This is a genomic window from Bremerella sp. P1 (assembly GCF_028748185.1).
Classification (GTDB): Bacteria; Planctomycetota; Planctomycetia; order Pirellulales; family Pirellulaceae; genus Bremerella.
On record NZ_CP118164.1, the window covers coordinates 2,442,371 to 2,456,761 of the forward strand.

Sequence of the window (14,391 nt, forward strand, 5' to 3'; positions counted from 1 at the left end):
AAACGGGTCACTTACTCGCGGCCGCGAGACGATTCAACGAGGGGAGGATCGGTCGGTACGATCAAGCGTAGTTTCCGATCGATCGCGAATTTGCCTGTGTCATGGGGGAGATACACAGGCAGATGGAAGGCATCGACCGTGGCCACATCGAATCATCGGGGGTTGATTCTATGGTGGCTGCGGTCGAGTTATTTCTTGGGCCCTCGGCCGCGGTTAACGACCTAAGTGATGAATCGCTTTGATAACCTCATTGCGTTCCGCTTCCGTTTGGCGACTGGCATAGAAATGCTTCAAGATGTCGCGAACCTCATCTTCGGTACGAAATTCCAACAAGCTGTTGGCGGCTCTTTCCCAGGCCGGGTTATTTGCTTCGATCAGCTCGACCAGCCGGGGAGAAACGTCGCTTTGCAGTATCTTTCCCATGGCCATCGTCGCCGAAACGGCTTGCAGATGCTGATCGTCTTCCATGATCTTCCTTAGCTCGGCGTGCGCCGGGGAGGCCGAGGGACCAATGACCGTCAACAGATCGATCGCCAGGCGTGCGTCTTCACCACCTGAATCTTCCCGATGGAGCAACGTCCGAAGTTGGCCAACAATTTGGTCATTGTGCTTCTCCATGCGGTCATCGCTCCCTTTTCCGTATTGCTCGCGTAGCACCAGGCAGGCATTCCGCCGGACGATTTCGTTGGGATCTGCCAAGAGCTGACAGGTCATCGGAACTATGACATCAAAGTCCTCTTCCGCCCAACGCAGCGAATCTCCCCAGTACGACGCATTGATCGTCGAACGATGGTTGCGTGTTTGCTCGATGAAATGCTCCGGAGATTCGGCCGCATAGTAGTGAGGGCCTCGCGTGGGCACATACCTAGACGTTTTCCGCGGTTTGGTCAGCGCAAGCAGCTTCTCTTGAATCTCGCGATCGACTTCCGAATCGGTCAACTGTTGAGTAAGTCTCGCATGATCCGACCACCAACCTAGCCCCATCCCCACCAGTAGCAACAAGAAGAGCATGCTACTGATCTTCAGCTGAAAGAACGATCGGCGCGGTGGGCTGCTTTCGATGTCGTGCATGGAATTCCCCTACCGGGAGGTTATACCCCGATAGTCACCACGCCGTCACGAAATTTAACGGCAGCGCACTAAGAAAACGCGACCAGCACGTCGTACATGGCGTGCGAACCGGCCGCGATGCCAAATCCACGCAGGGCAAAGATCGATGCGAAAATCAGCCCAGCCGACAGGCGAAACAGAAATGTATAGCCATCGATCGGATCGCCGCCAGTTACGAAGAAGTTGTAATGGGCCGCGGCAAACACCAAGCTGCTAATCAGCATCGCCGCAAACGTGGCAACCAGTTTCGGAAATGCAAAGCCCTGGATGAACACGATCAGCACCGGGATCAGCATCAGGCGAAACAAGAGTTCTTCGTAGATACCTGCTCCGAAATAGGCGACGACCTGCTTGGTGGTCGTATCGACTTCCGGGCCGGCATTGGCCGCGACGACGTGCATCTGCATGACCGACGCTTGAAAATGAGCCAGGCACAGAAGCATCAACCCCAGCACCATCGATTCCGCAGCCATCAGCGGCAGGTTGGTCGGACGAAACTGCCAAGGGTACGACTTCAAATGATGCCAGGAAAGAAGAATGGCAATCGTCAGCACCGGCAGAAGAAAGTACTGCCCGAGTCCCATCAGCCCCAGGAACTGTCGGAGCCAGACATCGACGCCGTTGCGAATGGCATCGGGACCAAGCATCAGCACGCCGGCCTCATAGACGGCCAGCATCGGCAGCACGAAGATCAAACTCGTTAGCGGGCGTGCAGTGGCCTGCCAATAGTTAATCTCTTGGGTTTCAAGTTCCACTTCCGGAGCGGACATGCACTCGTTCTTTGCTGGCTGATCGTTGGTGAAGCGAGGTTTCCACATACTTTCCCGTCGGAACTTATGCCAGCAGCACTTGATTCCTCTTCGCCTGACTGGAACAACTGTTACGACCGGACATCGCCTCACTCTCTGCCCCAGCCTGCGTGGAATCTCCGTTGAGCGACTCAAACGTTTCCTTAAATACTGTCTTTGAAAAGCTTTTAGAGCACTATGGCCCACAAGACTGGTGGCCTGGGGACTCGCCGCTGGAGATCATGATCGGCGCCGTTCTGACGCAAAACACGTCGTGGAAGAACGTTGAGAAGGCGATCGCCAATCTGAAAGATGCCGATCTTCTGCACCTGGGCCGGTTGCATGCGACTCGGCAGGAAGAATTGGCCGAAATCATTCGCCCGTCGGGATACTATCGCTTGAAAGCCAAGCGGCTGGCTAATCTGATCGATCACGTCGTCACTCGTTACGACGGAGACCTGGAGTGGATGTTTTCGCACGATGTGACCACGCTTCGCGAAGAACTGCTAAGCATTAACGGAATCGGCCCAGAAACGGCAGATTCGATCCTGCTTTATGCCGGTAACCTGAAGACATTTGTCGTCGATGCCTACACGGCCCGTATTTTGAAGCGGCATGGCTGGATCGAGTGGGAAGCCGATTATCACCAGATCCAAGACCATTTCGTCGGTCAAGTTCCCGCCGAGGTCGAACATTACAACGAATTTCACGCGCTGATTGTCCGCGCCGGCAACGAGTTCTGTCGCAAAACTCCCAAATGTGAAGGCTGCCCGCTGGCCTGTTATCTGCCCGAATCTGGCATCCAAGAGCCCGAATAAAGACTTGTGCCTGGCAGGATTTTTTACCAATCCCCCACAAACCGCACTTACCCACCCCTTAGCGGGACCCGAGCTTCCATTCTCTGAATGGTCACTTCTTGAAACGCATCCATCGGCGTGTCAGAATCATTCCTTACATCTTTTGCGACTTTGCGTGCCCCTTTTTGTTTTGAGCCGGAGTTGAAGCAAGTATGAAAGTTGTTCCCCTGGGAGCTAATGTGGTCGTGCGGCGGATGGAATCGGAAGAAACCACGGCCGGCGGCATCGTCTTGCCAGGCAGTGCTCAAGAAAAGCCAAAGCAGGGTCGTGTCCTGAGCGTCGGTGACGGTCATGTCCTGAAGGACGGCACCAAGACACCGCTGAGCGTCAAAGAAGGCGATCAAGTGATCTTCAGCGCCTGGGCTGGTACCGAAATCAAAGTGGAAGGGGAAGAACTCCTCATCATGGCCGAAAGTGACATCCTGGCCGTACGCGGCTAGTCCTTTCGCGACCGCTCCACAATCTGGACCTGGCTTACCATATCGCTAAACCCTTGCCTCAAAAGGGCTTAGCTGCGATACATGCCAAGCCCACCGATCATGCCTGTTTCGGTGGTGCGGGGGCAATATCTCTCCGATGAGTGGTTAATTCTCGTTTCTCGGTCTACAATTGCGTGTTCCATGCTTGGTTTCATGGCGAACTTCGTGGTTCGTCCTGGGCTTCGCAACGGTGCCAATTTGGGGTCGATGCTCTGTCAATCGGATCCCCCGCGCGGTCTGCCATCGCTTCGGGCAGCAACGAGCACCTAGCAACCCGCCCGATGACGCCTTGCTTCGTCATCCGCGTCGACTTGTTTTCCTTAGAGATTGAGGTCTCCTACATGTCTCAGTTGCTCGTAAGTCCCTTCCGTTTTTGCTTGGCGATGCTGCTTTTGGCTTCGCTCTTGATTTCGCCGGCCGTTGTTCGTGCCGCCGAAAATGCTGCCTATGAAAAGGCCGTCCAGAATGCCGTGAACTATTTGACCAATCAAGGTCAGGCCGCTGACGGCACGTTCAGCAGCAACACAGGTATCGGTGTTACGGCCATTTGTACGCTCGGTCTTTTGGAACACGGACGTACCCCGCTCGACCCAGCCGTCAAAAAGGGTCTGGCCGCTCTCGAAAAGCACGTGAAAGAAGATGGTGGTATCTACCTCGAAGGCACCCGTCACCGCAATTATGAAACTTGCCTGTGCCTGCTGACGTTTGTTGCTGCCAACAACGATGGCCAGTACGACAAGCTGATCGCCAACGCCAACAAGTTCCTCAAAGGTCTGCAGTGGGACGACAGCGAAGGCAAAAGCGAAGACGACGCCTTTTACGGTGGCGCTGGCTACGGTGGTCACTCGCGCCCTGATATGTCGAACACGACCTTCTTGATGGAAGCCCTGCGAGAGAGTGGTACCAGTGCCGATGATCCGGCGATGCAAAAGGCCCTGCTCTTTGTCAGCCGCTGCCAGAACCTGGAATCGCCACACAACCAATTCGAGTTCGCTCCGAAGAACCCAGATGGCGGCTTCTACTACACCGTTGCAGCCGGCGGTACAAGTCAAGCAGGTCAGACGGAGAATGGTGGTCTGCGTAGCTACGGTTCGATGACCTATGCCGGCCTGAAGAGCATGATCTATGCTGGTGTCGACAAGGACGATCAGCGTGTGAAAGCAGCGGTTGCCTGGCTGGGTAAGAACTACGACACCGAGCAAAACCCAGGCATGGGTGATACTGGTTTGTATTACTACTACCACACGGTCGCTAAAGCTCTGGAAGCTTACGGCGAAGACGAATTCGTCACCGCCGACGGCAAAAAGCACGACTGGCGGAAAGAGTTCACCGATGAGCTGATCAGCCGCCAACAAGAGAACGGCAGCTGGGTCAACGAAAAAGCCGAACGCTGGATGGAAGGTGATCCGAACCTGGTGACCGGATACTGCCTGCTGGCACTGGCTCACCTGCAGAAAGATGCCGACTAGTCTTGGCGATTACTAACCTATGAGAAAGGTCCGGCGAGATGACTCGTCGGACCTTTTTTTGCACAATGCCTGGTCATTGCCTGACGCTTACGTTTACTTCTTTCGCATCACGAAGACCGCGTCGCTGATTTCGTCGTCAAACGGCATTGGGTCGTCGATGTCGTAATTGAAGTCGTACACTTCGCAGATTTCAAACTCTGGCACCTTCGCCAAGAGACTACGAAACTGCGTTGGGTTGTAGATACGATAGGGATACTCGGCCTTCAGGCGAAGTTGCTTTTCGCCGTCACGGACTTGCAGATGAAACAGCAACGTTTCGAGACGTTCTTCGCGACACGATTCCACGACTTCTAACGTGGTGGTCACTTCGACTTCCCCGTCGCGATTGGTCCAGTGCTCCTCGCACTCCGGATCATCATAGTCCTGCAGGATATGAAAGCCCAAGATATACATTCCGCCGGTCTTGAGAGAACTTGCCACACAGTGCAGGTGGCTTTCCGCTTCCTCTTCGGTGAGCAAATGGCGAAACGTATTGAACGTGCAAAGCGCCGCGTCGAGTGGCTCCTCGATCTGGAAGCTCGCCATATCGGCCGACAAAGTCTCAGCGTTCAGCTCTTTCTCGTAGAGTTGCCGGGCAAGGTACGCCAGGGATGCCTCGTTATTGTCTAAACCAAGCATCTTGAAGCCACGCGTGGCCATTTCGACTACGTTCCGGCCTCCTCCGCATCCGATATCCAAAACGCGATGGACCTCGTCCTGGCCGAATCGCTTAAAGACGTCTTCAAAGAAGTCGCACTCCAACTCCGTTTCGTCCTGAAAAGATAGGTCCCAGTATTTGGGATAGTCGTAGCAATCGACTGTTTCAAATGGTGTCAAGAGATTGTTCTCGTAGAAGAAGTACGGAGCCCTGAGGGCAATCTTGCCATTGTGCCCTGATTCCGCATCTGCCGATAGGAGCAAAGTGACCAATCGGCCGAAAGCTACGAAAGTAATTGCCCGCAGGTGCCAGCAGTGCTATTTGCCCCGCATTCTCACGTTGCTGGAACACCCAGTGTTTCCGCGGCTTCTACCACGGTTTTCTTGTCGATGTCGACCATTCCATTCGCTTTGCGCATTTGTTGAGTCGAGATCGTGTTCACCATCTTTCGTAGGCGTTCGGTAGCGGCTCGATCTTTGGCCAGGCGGGGCGAAACCAGAAGTACCGCGTCATAGGGCGGCAACACGAACCGTGGGTCGGCCAGCTCGACGATCTCATTCGTGGCCAGGCGACCATCGGTACGGTACCCCACAATCACATCCGCGTCCCCACGAAGTAGCGCTCCGTACATCAGCGTGGCATCCATCGACTTTGTTTCACCGAACTGCAAACCATACGCAGTCTGCACGTTCTGCCATTCGGGACGCGACCAGAATTCAATCTCACAGGCCGCCGTCAAATCACCGGCGTGGGTGGCTAAATCTTCCAGCGACTTGATCCCCAATTCGTCAGCTTTCTCTTTTCGCATGGCAAAGACATAGTCATTACTGAAACCAAGCGGCCCCAACGTCAGCACACCGCTGCTCTCTTTCAAATCGGTGGCAATGTCGATCATCATTTCCGCGGAAGACACGTTGTCGCTACGTTTCATCTCGTTCGCCCACAGCGTCCCGGAGTAATCAACGTAGCAGTCGATCTCGCCACGTTGCAGTGACTGCAGAACGACCGTCGATCCCAGCCCCGCTTTGACGTCCGTCTGGCGGTTCGCATCCTTTAACGTGTCCTGCAGATGTTCGATCAGAATGTACTGCTCGGTGAATGGCTTGCCGCCAATCACATACGGCTTCTCCTGAATGAACTCGCTCGTCTCGGCCAGACGATCGGTTGGTGTGATGGTTGGCTGCGGCTGTACCGCTTTCAGCAAGAGCGGACTCAGCGCGACGGCAATCATTCCGCCGATCGAACCCAACGCCCAGGCCTTGCTACGCCGCTGCGATGCGCGTTCAAGTCCACCCAGGAGCATATCCAATAACAGTGCTAAGCCGGCGGAAAACACACAGCCAACAAACAGTGCCACCGGATTGGTCGTTTGCAAACCGGCGAAGATGTAATCCCCCAGGCTCGTCGCCCCAACCGGGTAAGCGAGCGTCGCCGCACCCACCACCCAAGCCGAAGCTGTACGAATCCCTGCGATGATCGTTGGCGATGCCAAAGGCAGTTCGACGATCCGCAGCCGTTGCCACTTGTTCAGCCCAATTCCATCGGCTGCTTCGATGCAGCCTGGGTCAACCGTTTTCATTCCGGCGATCGTGTTTCGTAGGATCGGCAGAATGCTGTAAAGCACCAACGCGATCCAGGCGGGCATGATGCCGGTGCGATCCAAGGCAAACACCATGATCGCCAGCAAGGCCATGCCAGGAATCGTTTGAATGATATTGGCGATCGTGACCGCTACCTTCTCCCACTGCGGCCTGCGCGAACAAAAGATCCCCAGCGGAATACTGATCAGCACGCCAGCCAGGATCGAGGTGAAGGCCAGAAAGACGTGCCCTCCCAGTCGGTCTGGTAGAAAGCTTAGCTGGTACGGCACTCGTGCCCAGAAGTCAGCATCGAACATGGTTCTATTCTTATCCCCCTCGTCCCAATCGGAAGAGAGTTAGCGTGAAGGGTTTTGCATTCCGGCAGCGTTAGGCACTTAGCTCTCGAACGAGTTCGCCATGGCGGCGTGGCGTTTCCAGCAGCTTGGCAACGTAATCGTCGCCTGGATCTTGCAGAAGTTCTTTCGGGGTACCGATACGCAAGATTTCGCCAACGTTCATGACGGCAATGATGTCTGCCAGGAGTAACGCTTCGGCCATATCATGGGTGACGATCACGGCGGTCAAACCGAGCGAACGCTGGATTCGGCTGAATTCGATTTGCAGCGTATCGCGGGTCACCGGGTCGAGTGCCCCGAAGGGTTCGTCCAACAGCATCACTTTCGGCTCGGCAGCCAACGCCCTGGCAAAGCCGACCCGTTGACGCTGCCCGCCAGAGAGTTCACTCGGCAGACGTTTGGCGAAAGTCTCGTGGGGCAGATCAACCATGTCCAACAGTTGATTCGCCTTGGTCGTTCGCTCTTTCGCAGGTACGCCTTGCAGTTTTAGAAGGAGTGTCACGTTGTCGGCGACATTCATATGCGGCAAGAGGCCAATGCTTTGGAAGACATAGCCGATCCGGCGACGAAGCTGAACGGGATCTTGGTGGGTAATATCTTCACCACCGACCAGAATGGTACCGGAAGTGGGTTCGATCAAGCGATTGATCATCTTCACGGTCGTGCTTTTGCCGCTGCCACTCCCACCCAGAAGCGCCAGGACTTTCCCCTCCGGCACTTCCAACGAGACATTCTTCACCGCGAAGGTCTTACCTCCGTCCCACGATTTGCAGAGATCTTTGAGTTGAATCATCAGCTTTTCTCGCTTCTTACGAGCTCAGCGGGATAGGGTACGAATGCATCACGTCACTCGCTTACCAATTAATAGCGAAAAAGGGGAATCGTTAGGACAGAAACTTTTTCGCGGCTTCCCCACAGGTGTGCAGCCTAACCGATCACTTCGCCACTGGCCTCCCCTTCTTCGTCGGATTCATCATCGACGGGATTTTGATCTGACGGGGGAGCTTCCTCCTTCTTCTCCAGTAGCGGCTCTAACTTTTTGTTCAGCCGCTCGTATTGCTCCTGAATAATCTTCAGGTCTGCCGGGTGATGCGGCTGCTCAAGGGCCCCTTCCATGGTAAGCCGTGCTTGATGCAGCACATCTTCCGCATGGGTTTCATGCGTAACGGCATCTGCGATTCGCTGATATCCTTCCATCAACCGCTGCGACACGGCCGCGCTGCTAATGGCGTAGCTTCGCATCTGATCAAAGGCCGCATGCATTACACTGGAAAACGTTTGCCGGTCGACGATCAAACGAAGATGCCCATCGTGATCGAAGCGATTCGCCGCAGGCATTTGCCGCTGAGCCAACTGTGCCAAGGCCGACGACAATCGATCGATACAATTGACGGCCGTGTAGGGATCGTTGATGCCAGGACTCAAAGCACGAACACCCATTTGCGAAAGCTCGTGCACCGAACAGTTCACATCTTGCCACGGCGTGCGATTATTCCCAATGAAGAAGGTTTCGTTGATCGCGCGGGCTACTTCGTTCTCATCAATCTGGTCCAACGCGGCGACTCGAGCCAGCGTTTCGCCACGGGAAAGAAAATCGCCTGGACGCTTGGGGAGTTCAATGATCAAGTTCAGCTGAGTTGCCAAGGCAATCAGGTCGTCCCCTTCAATTCCCTGAATGTAACCTTCGCGAGTCGACTGAACGGTCACCCCTTCCTTCAAGGCGTTCCACTCCTCTTCGGTGACCTCACGCTCGTGAGAGTTTTCTTTGGGTGGGGGATCACCGATCTTGTCAGGAAAGATCCGCTCCATCGAATGTCGCAGGTCCGTAGCGAGACTCGCGACAATCTCCGGCGCTTGGGCAATCATCGCGACATGGTGGATGAAATAGAGCAAGATCATCAGGCTGCCCAAGGCAAATAAAATTGCTGCCATTACGGACAGATGGGGAATGAAGAAGTTATCTTCGCCGAGCTTACGCACCATCTTCAGCACCACCAGGCTATAGACGGCCGTGCCCATGAACGCCCCGATCGTCCACTGGGTGGTCCGATCACCCAACCGGCTACGCAGCACGCGCGAGCCAAATTGAGAAGAAGTGATCGAAAGCGTGACCATTTCCATTGAAAGAACCACACCGGCCACGGTGATCATTCCGCCGGCGATTGTGGACAGAACTGTCTGAGCTCCGTTGGTCGTCGTCTCTAGCCAGAAAAAATCTTCCCAAGATCTTTTTAAAGAATGGTCAATCCACAGCATCAGTACCGCACCAACAACCCCTCCTAACGTGCAAAGAACGGGCACAAACCAGAGGCTGTGTTGCAAGCGATTCCAATAATTAATCAACTTTTTTAGAGATAACATTTAGGCATTATTGCTTGAGGAAAGATCTACGTCCCAGTTAAGCCGGACGGGAGTTATTCTCGATCATAGACAGCCGCAGGCAACAAGACGAACACGAAATGAAATGGAATGAATTGCCTTTCAGTTGCCCGTGAATACGATTTGCATCGACGCCCAACGATCGCCTAGCGGAACAAAGCGATTGCCCCTACAATCCCAGCACCCCTACCAATGGTCACCCGCTAACCACGATTATCTTCGACATCCTGGATCATTCGAGAGTCCATGAAAAAGAAACGTGAATACGAACTCTGTGCTGGTAGGTTAAAGGCTCTTGCCGATCCCGATCGCTTGCGGATTGTCGAGCAGCTATTCTCAGGCCCGATGAATGTCAGCGACTTATCGAAAGCGCTCGACGAAGAGATCGTGAAGGTCTCGCACCATCTGGGTGTCTTGCGGCACGCGGATCTTGTGCAAACCGAGAAACAGGGGCGTTTCGTTATTTACTCGCTGGCCCCGGATGTTGCCGCCGAGAGTAAGAGCGAGTCGATGACCCAGGCTCGCCGAATCGACTTCGGCTGCTGCTCGGTTAATCTCGAATTGAAGTAGCTTCTTTCCGCGCGAAAACCTTTGACGCAGCTAGCGGGGAATTCCATAATCGGAGCTTCCCTGAGCCCCCCGGACCCTTCGTGCGAATCAACGACGGTCCCCGGGCTTCCCTGTCAGCTGTGAGGAATCAACGATGCCGCGCTTCCATGTTGAAAAGTCGATCGAGATCGCTGCGCCTCCGCAAACGGTCTACGAGAAAGTCGTCGACTTCAAGACATGGCCAACCTGGTCACCTTGGCTATGTGCGGAACCCGATGCCCAGGTAACTATCAGCGAGAACTCGAACTCGCAGGGCTCTCTCTATAAATGGTCCGGCGAGGTAGTTGGTGCCGGCGAGATCGAGCATATCAAGCTCGATCCCCATCGACGAATCGACGAGGAGATTCGCTTCCTGAAACCCTTCGCTTCGACTTCAAGCGTAGCATTCGATGTCGAGCCCTCCGGACTGGGCACGAAGCTGACTTGGCACATGGATGGCTCTCTGCCCTGGTTCATGTTCTGGATGACCGGCATGATGAAGGGCTTCATCGGAATGGACTACGAGCGCGGTCTGAAGATGCTCAAAGAATGGATCGAGACTGGTACGATCCACAGCAAGACGAATATCCTGGGCATTGAAGAGATCGGCCCCATTCACATGGCCGGCCTGCGACGCAGCTGCTCGCTGAAAGACATTGGCGGAACCATGCAGGGTGCCCTGGGCCAGATGATGGATCTATACGCCAAACATGGGCTGCCCAGCGAGGGGAAATTGATGGCGGCTTACCACAAGTTCCATATCGGAAAGCAAACGTGCGAATTCACCGTCGGCACGATCTTGCCCTCAGGCGATATCGACGTTCCGGCACCGCTCGAGAAATGGTCGTGCCCCCAAACCAAGGCCTTCTGCGTCGAGCACCTGGGCGATTACAATCATCTGGGTAACGGCTGGAGTGCCGCCAATCAACATGTGCGGTACAAGAAGCTGAAGCAACGCAACTGCAGTGCGTTTGAAATCTACGAGAACAACCCCGACAAGACCCCGATTGATCAACTGCAGACAAAGATCTACCTTCCACTTAAGTAACTTCCCACCTTCCCCCTCACCGGCGTGCCGCGGTACGCCTTTAGGAGCCGTGCATGAGTCAGGATGTCGATCAGAATCATCAGGAAGATGAAGGCGGACCCGATTGGATTGCGATTGGCGTTACCATCGCCTCGCTCGTCCTGCTGGTCGTCCTTTCTCCTTGGATGCTCAACGTTCAACTCGGATTTCTGATCATTCAGGTCGTGTTGATCTCGATCGTCATTTGGCAAGCATGCGATCCCTTCGCCGATGCCGCCCAGTGGGTAGGCGAGAAGCTCCGATTGCCGGGCTCGGTGCGCGGTGCCACGCTCGACGCGGTGGCCAGCAGTATGCCAGAACTGTTTAGCGGCATCTTCTTTGTCGTCGTCGCGGTGATGAGCGTTCAAAGTGATTCCGTCGCGGACATGGCCCAGACCGGTGCCGAAGGATACGGCAGCACCCTGGCTACCTGTGCTGGCAGCGCCGTTTACAACATGATCTTGATTCCGGCGTTTTGCGGGATCGTCATTTCGCTCTATCGCAAGTCGCAACCGACGGTCGATGTCGAACCGGAAGTCATCTCCCGGGATGGCATGTGGTTCATTGCTTGCGAACTGGTGTTGATCGCTTTCCTGTTCAATGATCGCATGTATTGGTGGATGGGCCTGGTGTTCATCGGAATGTACATCGCCTACATCTTTCACTTGTTCGTTGATGCCAAACGCTATCAGCGGGCAATGGACGCGATTCATGCTCATCTTGGAGAAGTCGGTCACGACACACCCACCGAGCAAATCGTGGAGACACTGCAAGAAGAGAACATCAAAGCCACGCACATGTTGGTCGAGAAGATTAAGAGCTCGGCTGATGAAGACGAGGATGAAGAGACCGACTCGGCCGGTGCTTTTTACGGAATGTTTGACATCCCGCTCAACGGCCTGACTGCAACCTTGGTCCTTCTGGTCTGCACAGGCATCGCGGCTATTTCATGTTACTGGCTGGTTGAAGTTACCAACGAAACAGCGCACGTCTTGAACGTACCAGTCTTCTTTGTCGCGGTCATACTCGCCGCCGCAGCTTCGAGCGTGCCGGACACGTTTCTCTCGATTGGTGCCGCCATGCGAGGTGATGACTCGGGTGCGGTATCGAATGTGTTCGGCTCGAACATCTTCGATATTTGTATCTGCCTGTCGATTCCACTGTTGGTCAATTCCTACCTGATTGGTTGGCAGCCGGTACTCTTGGTGCAAGATGGCAAACCGATCGAAGGTCTGGTTGACCTGCGTTTGCTACTGGTGACGCTTTCTGCGATTACCCTGTTGGTACTTTGGCACCGCCGCCAGCTAACGCGAGCCAAGTCTTATTTCCTGGTCTTCCTGTATACCTTGTTCATTGCCTACGCCATCGCGGGTTCCTTCGGATTCAGCATCGTGGGCATGTTGGGGCTGTAACTTTTGAGAGCGTGGTCTCGAAATGAATTCGAGGCCACGTCCATGTGTCAGCAAGATTGCCTGAATTTGCCCCCTTATTTTCCCCCGGAATTTTGAGGCAACACGGTAATTTCTTTTGTACGATAACGTGCCGGTGCGTAATGCGCACCACCTCACTTCAAATCCTTTCTTATCTAAAGACCTATCTCCTACAACAATTGTCGATTAAGGGAATCCAGACGATGGGATTACTTGACTCGTTATTCGGAGGAATGGAAGGTTCCTCGAAGTTGACCCCTCAAGAGTCGTTTGCCGGGATCCTCATGGGTGCCAGCGGATGTGACGGACACATCGCCGAAGAAGAAGTAGACGGCCTAATTACTTGCCTGGTACGTATGAAACTGTTCCAGCGATATGACGGCCGACAATACGGCAAGACCTTGAACAAGCTGCACGGCTTCATGAAGAAGAAGGGGGTCGATGCCTTGATCGATTCCTGTACCGAAACGCTACCCAAGGAACTCGCCAAGGCAGCCTTCTGCAATGCATGTGATATCGTGCTGGCCGATGGCATTGTTGAACCAGACGAAAAGGCCTTTATCGATCGGCTGCGAGAGAAACTGCAGATCGATGGCAAAACGGCCAAGACGATCGCCGAAGTGATGGTCATCAAGAATAAAGGTTAGCGATCTGGCATCGCTCAAGCGAACTACCAACCTTCCGCCGATTGGGATTATTTCATGTCACTATTTGATGATGTATTAGACGATTCGTCCTTCGCCCCGGAACAGTTTGGACCGCAAGAAGGATTCGCGGGAACACTTCTCGCTGCATCGGCCTGCGATGGGCACATTGCCGATGAAGAAGTGGGCTCGCTGATCACCACGCTGACCCGCATGAAGATGTATCAGCATGTGCCGCCGCACAAATTCAACTCGATGATGGATCGCCTGATGGGCGTCCTCAAGCGAGGCGGTCCTGAAAAGCTGATTGCCGCCGCCATTCCAGCGATTCCTCCGGAACTTCGCGAGACGGCCTTCGCCAATGCATGTGATATCGTGCTGGCTGACGGGATCGTCGAGCCCGATGAAAAGGAATTCATCGACGACCTGATGATCAAGCTCGAGATGGACAAGAATCGAGCCAAGACCATCGTCCAGGTCATGGTCTTCAAGAACCAAGGCTAACGAGCGTTGTAATCCAAATTGCCATGCCCACGTTCTCTGCGTGGGCATGGTCGTTTATGGCCAGTTGTGTCACGCAACCGGAATGCCTTCTAAAGGAAACAGCGGACGGATCTCGACCGTTCCTCGTTTGGCCGCCGGAAATCTTTCGGCAATGGCGATCGCCTCGTCCAAGTTCGGGACGTCCACAATCACGTAGCCTCCAAGCTGTTCTTTGGTTTCCGCAAACGGCCCATCGCGGACTTCCGTACGCCCCGACTTGGCCGTCAGGCTGGTCGCCGTGCTGATCGTCTGTAGTGGCGAAGCCCCCACAAACTGTCCTTTGGCGGCCAGCTCTTCGCATAGCCCGATCGCAAATTGCATCTCTTGGGGTAGCTCCTCTTGCGTAAAGACCCCTTCGGTGTGGTACATGAGAAGGATGTATTTCATTGTTCAACGCTCTCTCTG

At 54.4% G+C, this 14,391-nt stretch carries 15 protein-coding genes; 8 read left to right on the forward strand and 7 right to left on the reverse strand.

Annotation, left to right across the window (positions count from 1 at the left end; genetic code table 11):
• Nucleotides 1-213: 213 nt before the first annotated feature.
• The gene (locus PSR63_RS10045) at nucleotides 214-1,071 is read right to left on the reverse strand and encodes a hypothetical protein (protein ID WP_274332916.1); all 858 of its coding nucleotides are present in this window, start codon (nucleotides 1,069-1,071) and stop codon (nucleotides 214-216) included.
• Between the two features lie 68 nt (nucleotides 1,072-1,139).
• Nucleotides 1,140-1,928, reverse strand: a complete 789-nt coding sequence (locus tag PSR63_RS10050) for a CPBP family intramembrane glutamic endopeptidase (RefSeq protein WP_274332917.1) — start codon at nucleotides 1,926-1,928, stop codon at nucleotides 1,140-1,142.
• Nucleotides 1,929-2,041: 113 nt separating this feature from the next.
• On the opposite strand from PSR63_RS10050, the gene PSR63_RS10055 reads away from it, so the two are divergent.
• The 3 genes from PSR63_RS10055 to PSR63_RS10065 all read left to right on the forward strand — a co-directional run bounded on the left by PSR63_RS10055 (nucleotide 2,042) and on the right by PSR63_RS10065 (nucleotide 4,703).
• The gene (locus tag PSR63_RS10055) at nucleotides 2,042-2,716 is read left to right on the forward strand and encodes an endonuclease III domain-containing protein (protein ID WP_274332918.1); all 675 of its coding nucleotides are present in this window, start codon (nucleotides 2,042-2,044) and stop codon (nucleotides 2,714-2,716) included.
• Nucleotides 2,717-2,907: 191 nt separating this feature from the next.
• A complete protein-coding gene (locus tag PSR63_RS10060) occupies nucleotides 2,908-3,195 on the forward strand; it encodes a co-chaperone GroES (RefSeq protein ID WP_274332920.1) in 288 nt (95 codons plus the stop codon).
• A 320-nt stretch (nucleotides 3,196-3,515) separates the two neighbouring features.
• A complete protein-coding gene (locus PSR63_RS10065) occupies nucleotides 3,516-4,703 on the forward strand; it encodes a prenyltransferase/squalene oxidase repeat-containing protein (protein WP_274332922.1) in 1,188 nt (395 codons plus the stop codon).
• Between the two features lie 93 nt (nucleotides 4,704-4,796).
• Here PSR63_RS10065 and PSR63_RS10070 read toward each other — a convergent pair whose 3' ends face one another.
• The 4 genes from PSR63_RS10070 to PSR63_RS10085 form a co-directional block, all read right to left on the reverse strand.
• A complete protein-coding gene (locus tag PSR63_RS10070; RefSeq protein WP_274332923.1) occupies nucleotides 4,797-5,663 on the reverse strand; it encodes a class I SAM-dependent methyltransferase in 867 nt (288 codons plus the stop codon).
• A gap of 71 nt (nucleotides 5,664-5,734) precedes the next feature.
• A complete protein-coding gene (locus tag PSR63_RS10075; protein ID WP_274332925.1) occupies nucleotides 5,735-7,297 on the reverse strand; it encodes an ABC transporter permease/substrate-binding protein in 1,563 nt (520 codons plus the stop codon).
• Nucleotides 7,298-7,367: 70 nt separating this feature from the next.
• On the reverse strand, nucleotides 7,368-8,129 hold the full coding sequence (locus tag PSR63_RS10080) for an ATP-binding cassette domain-containing protein (protein WP_274332927.1): 762 nt from the start codon (nucleotides 8,127-8,129) through the stop codon (nucleotides 7,368-7,370).
• 134 nt (nucleotides 8,130-8,263) lie between these two features.
• A complete protein-coding gene (locus PSR63_RS10085; protein WP_274332928.1) occupies nucleotides 8,264-9,697 on the reverse strand; it encodes a DUF2254 domain-containing protein in 1,434 nt (477 codons plus the stop codon).
• A 264-nt stretch (nucleotides 9,698-9,961) separates the two neighbouring features.
• On the opposite strand from PSR63_RS10085, the gene PSR63_RS10090 reads away from it, so the two are divergent.
• The 5 genes from PSR63_RS10090 (at nucleotide 9,962) to PSR63_RS10110 (ending at nucleotide 13,947) form a co-directional block, all read left to right on the forward strand.
• Nucleotides 9,962-10,285, forward strand: a complete 324-nt coding sequence (locus PSR63_RS10090; RefSeq protein ID WP_274332929.1) for an ArsR/SmtB family transcription factor — start codon at nucleotides 9,962-9,964, stop codon at nucleotides 10,283-10,285.
• 133 nt (nucleotides 10,286-10,418) lie between these two features.
• Entirely contained in the window at nucleotides 10,419-11,351 is a 933-nt protein-coding gene (locus PSR63_RS10095; RefSeq protein WP_274332931.1) for an SRPBCC family protein, read from the forward strand.
• Nucleotides 11,352-11,404: 53 nt separating this feature from the next.
• Nucleotides 11,405-12,781, forward strand: a complete 1,377-nt coding sequence (locus PSR63_RS10100; protein WP_274332933.1) for a sodium:calcium antiporter — start codon at nucleotides 11,405-11,407, stop codon at nucleotides 12,779-12,781.
• Between the two features lie 221 nt (nucleotides 12,782-13,002).
• Nucleotides 13,003-13,446 carry a tellurite resistance TerB family protein gene (locus tag PSR63_RS10105; RefSeq protein ID WP_274332935.1) on the forward strand — a complete coding sequence of 148 codons (444 nt, stop codon included), beginning with the start codon at nucleotides 13,003-13,005 and terminating at the stop codon, nucleotides 13,444-13,446.
• A 54-nt stretch (nucleotides 13,447-13,500) separates the two neighbouring features.
• Nucleotides 13,501-13,947: a tellurite resistance TerB family protein gene (locus PSR63_RS10110; protein WP_274332937.1), complete on the forward strand. Its 447-nt coding sequence runs from the start codon at nucleotides 13,501-13,503 to the stop codon at nucleotides 13,945-13,947.
• A 69-nt stretch (nucleotides 13,948-14,016) separates the two neighbouring features.
• Here the strand turns inward: PSR63_RS10110 and PSR63_RS10115 are convergent, their stop codons facing one another.
• Nucleotides 14,017-14,373, reverse strand: coding sequence for a YciI family protein (locus PSR63_RS10115; RefSeq protein ID WP_274332939.1), 357 nt, complete (start codon nucleotides 14,371-14,373; stop codon nucleotides 14,017-14,019).
• Nucleotides 14,374-14,391 lie beyond the last annotated feature (18 nt).

What these genes read in the sequence shown, in the direction of transcription:
- PSR63_RS10105 (WP_274332935.1), top strand. Translation starts at nt 13,003, where the DNA reads ATGGGATTACTTGACTCGTTATTCGGAGGAATGGAAGGTTCCTCGAAG.
- PSR63_RS10115 (WP_274332939.1), bottom strand. Translation starts at nt 14,373, where the DNA reads ATGAAATACATCCTTCTCATGTACCACACCGAAGGGGTCTTTACGCAA.
- PSR63_RS10075 (WP_274332925.1), bottom strand. Translation starts at nt 7,297, where the DNA reads ATGTTCGATGCTGACTTCTGGGCACGAGTGCCGTACCAGCTAAGCTTT.
- PSR63_RS10085 (WP_274332928.1), bottom strand. Translation starts at nt 9,697, where the DNA reads ATGTTATCTCTAAAAAAGTTGATTAATTATTGGAATCGCTTGCAACAC.
- PSR63_RS10110 (WP_274332937.1), top strand. Translation starts at nt 13,501, where the DNA reads ATGTCACTATTTGATGATGTATTAGACGATTCGTCCTTCGCCCCGGAA.
- PSR63_RS10065 (WP_274332922.1), top strand. Translation starts at nt 3,516, where the DNA reads ATGACGCCTTGCTTCGTCATCCGCGTCGACTTGTTTTCCTTAGAGATT.
- PSR63_RS10045 (WP_274332916.1), bottom strand. Translation starts at nt 1,071, where the DNA reads ATGCACGACATCGAAAGCAGCCCACCGCGCCGATCGTTCTTTCAGCTG.
- PSR63_RS10095 (WP_274332931.1), top strand. Translation starts at nt 10,419, where the DNA reads ATGCCGCGCTTCCATGTTGAAAAGTCGATCGAGATCGCTGCGCCTCCG.
- PSR63_RS10050 (WP_274332917.1), bottom strand. Translation starts at nt 1,928, where the DNA reads ATGTGGAAACCTCGCTTCACCAACGATCAGCCAGCAAAGAACGAGTGC.
- PSR63_RS10100 (WP_274332933.1), top strand. Translation starts at nt 11,405, where the DNA reads ATGAGTCAGGATGTCGATCAGAATCATCAGGAAGATGAAGGCGGACCC.
- PSR63_RS10060 (WP_274332920.1), top strand. Translation starts at nt 2,908, where the DNA reads ATGAAAGTTGTTCCCCTGGGAGCTAATGTGGTCGTGCGGCGGATGGAA.
- PSR63_RS10090 (WP_274332929.1), top strand. Translation starts at nt 9,962, where the DNA reads ATGAAAAAGAAACGTGAATACGAACTCTGTGCTGGTAGGTTAAAGGCT.
- PSR63_RS10080 (WP_274332927.1), bottom strand. Translation starts at nt 8,129, where the DNA reads ATGATTCAACTCAAAGATCTCTGCAAATCGTGGGACGGAGGTAAGACC.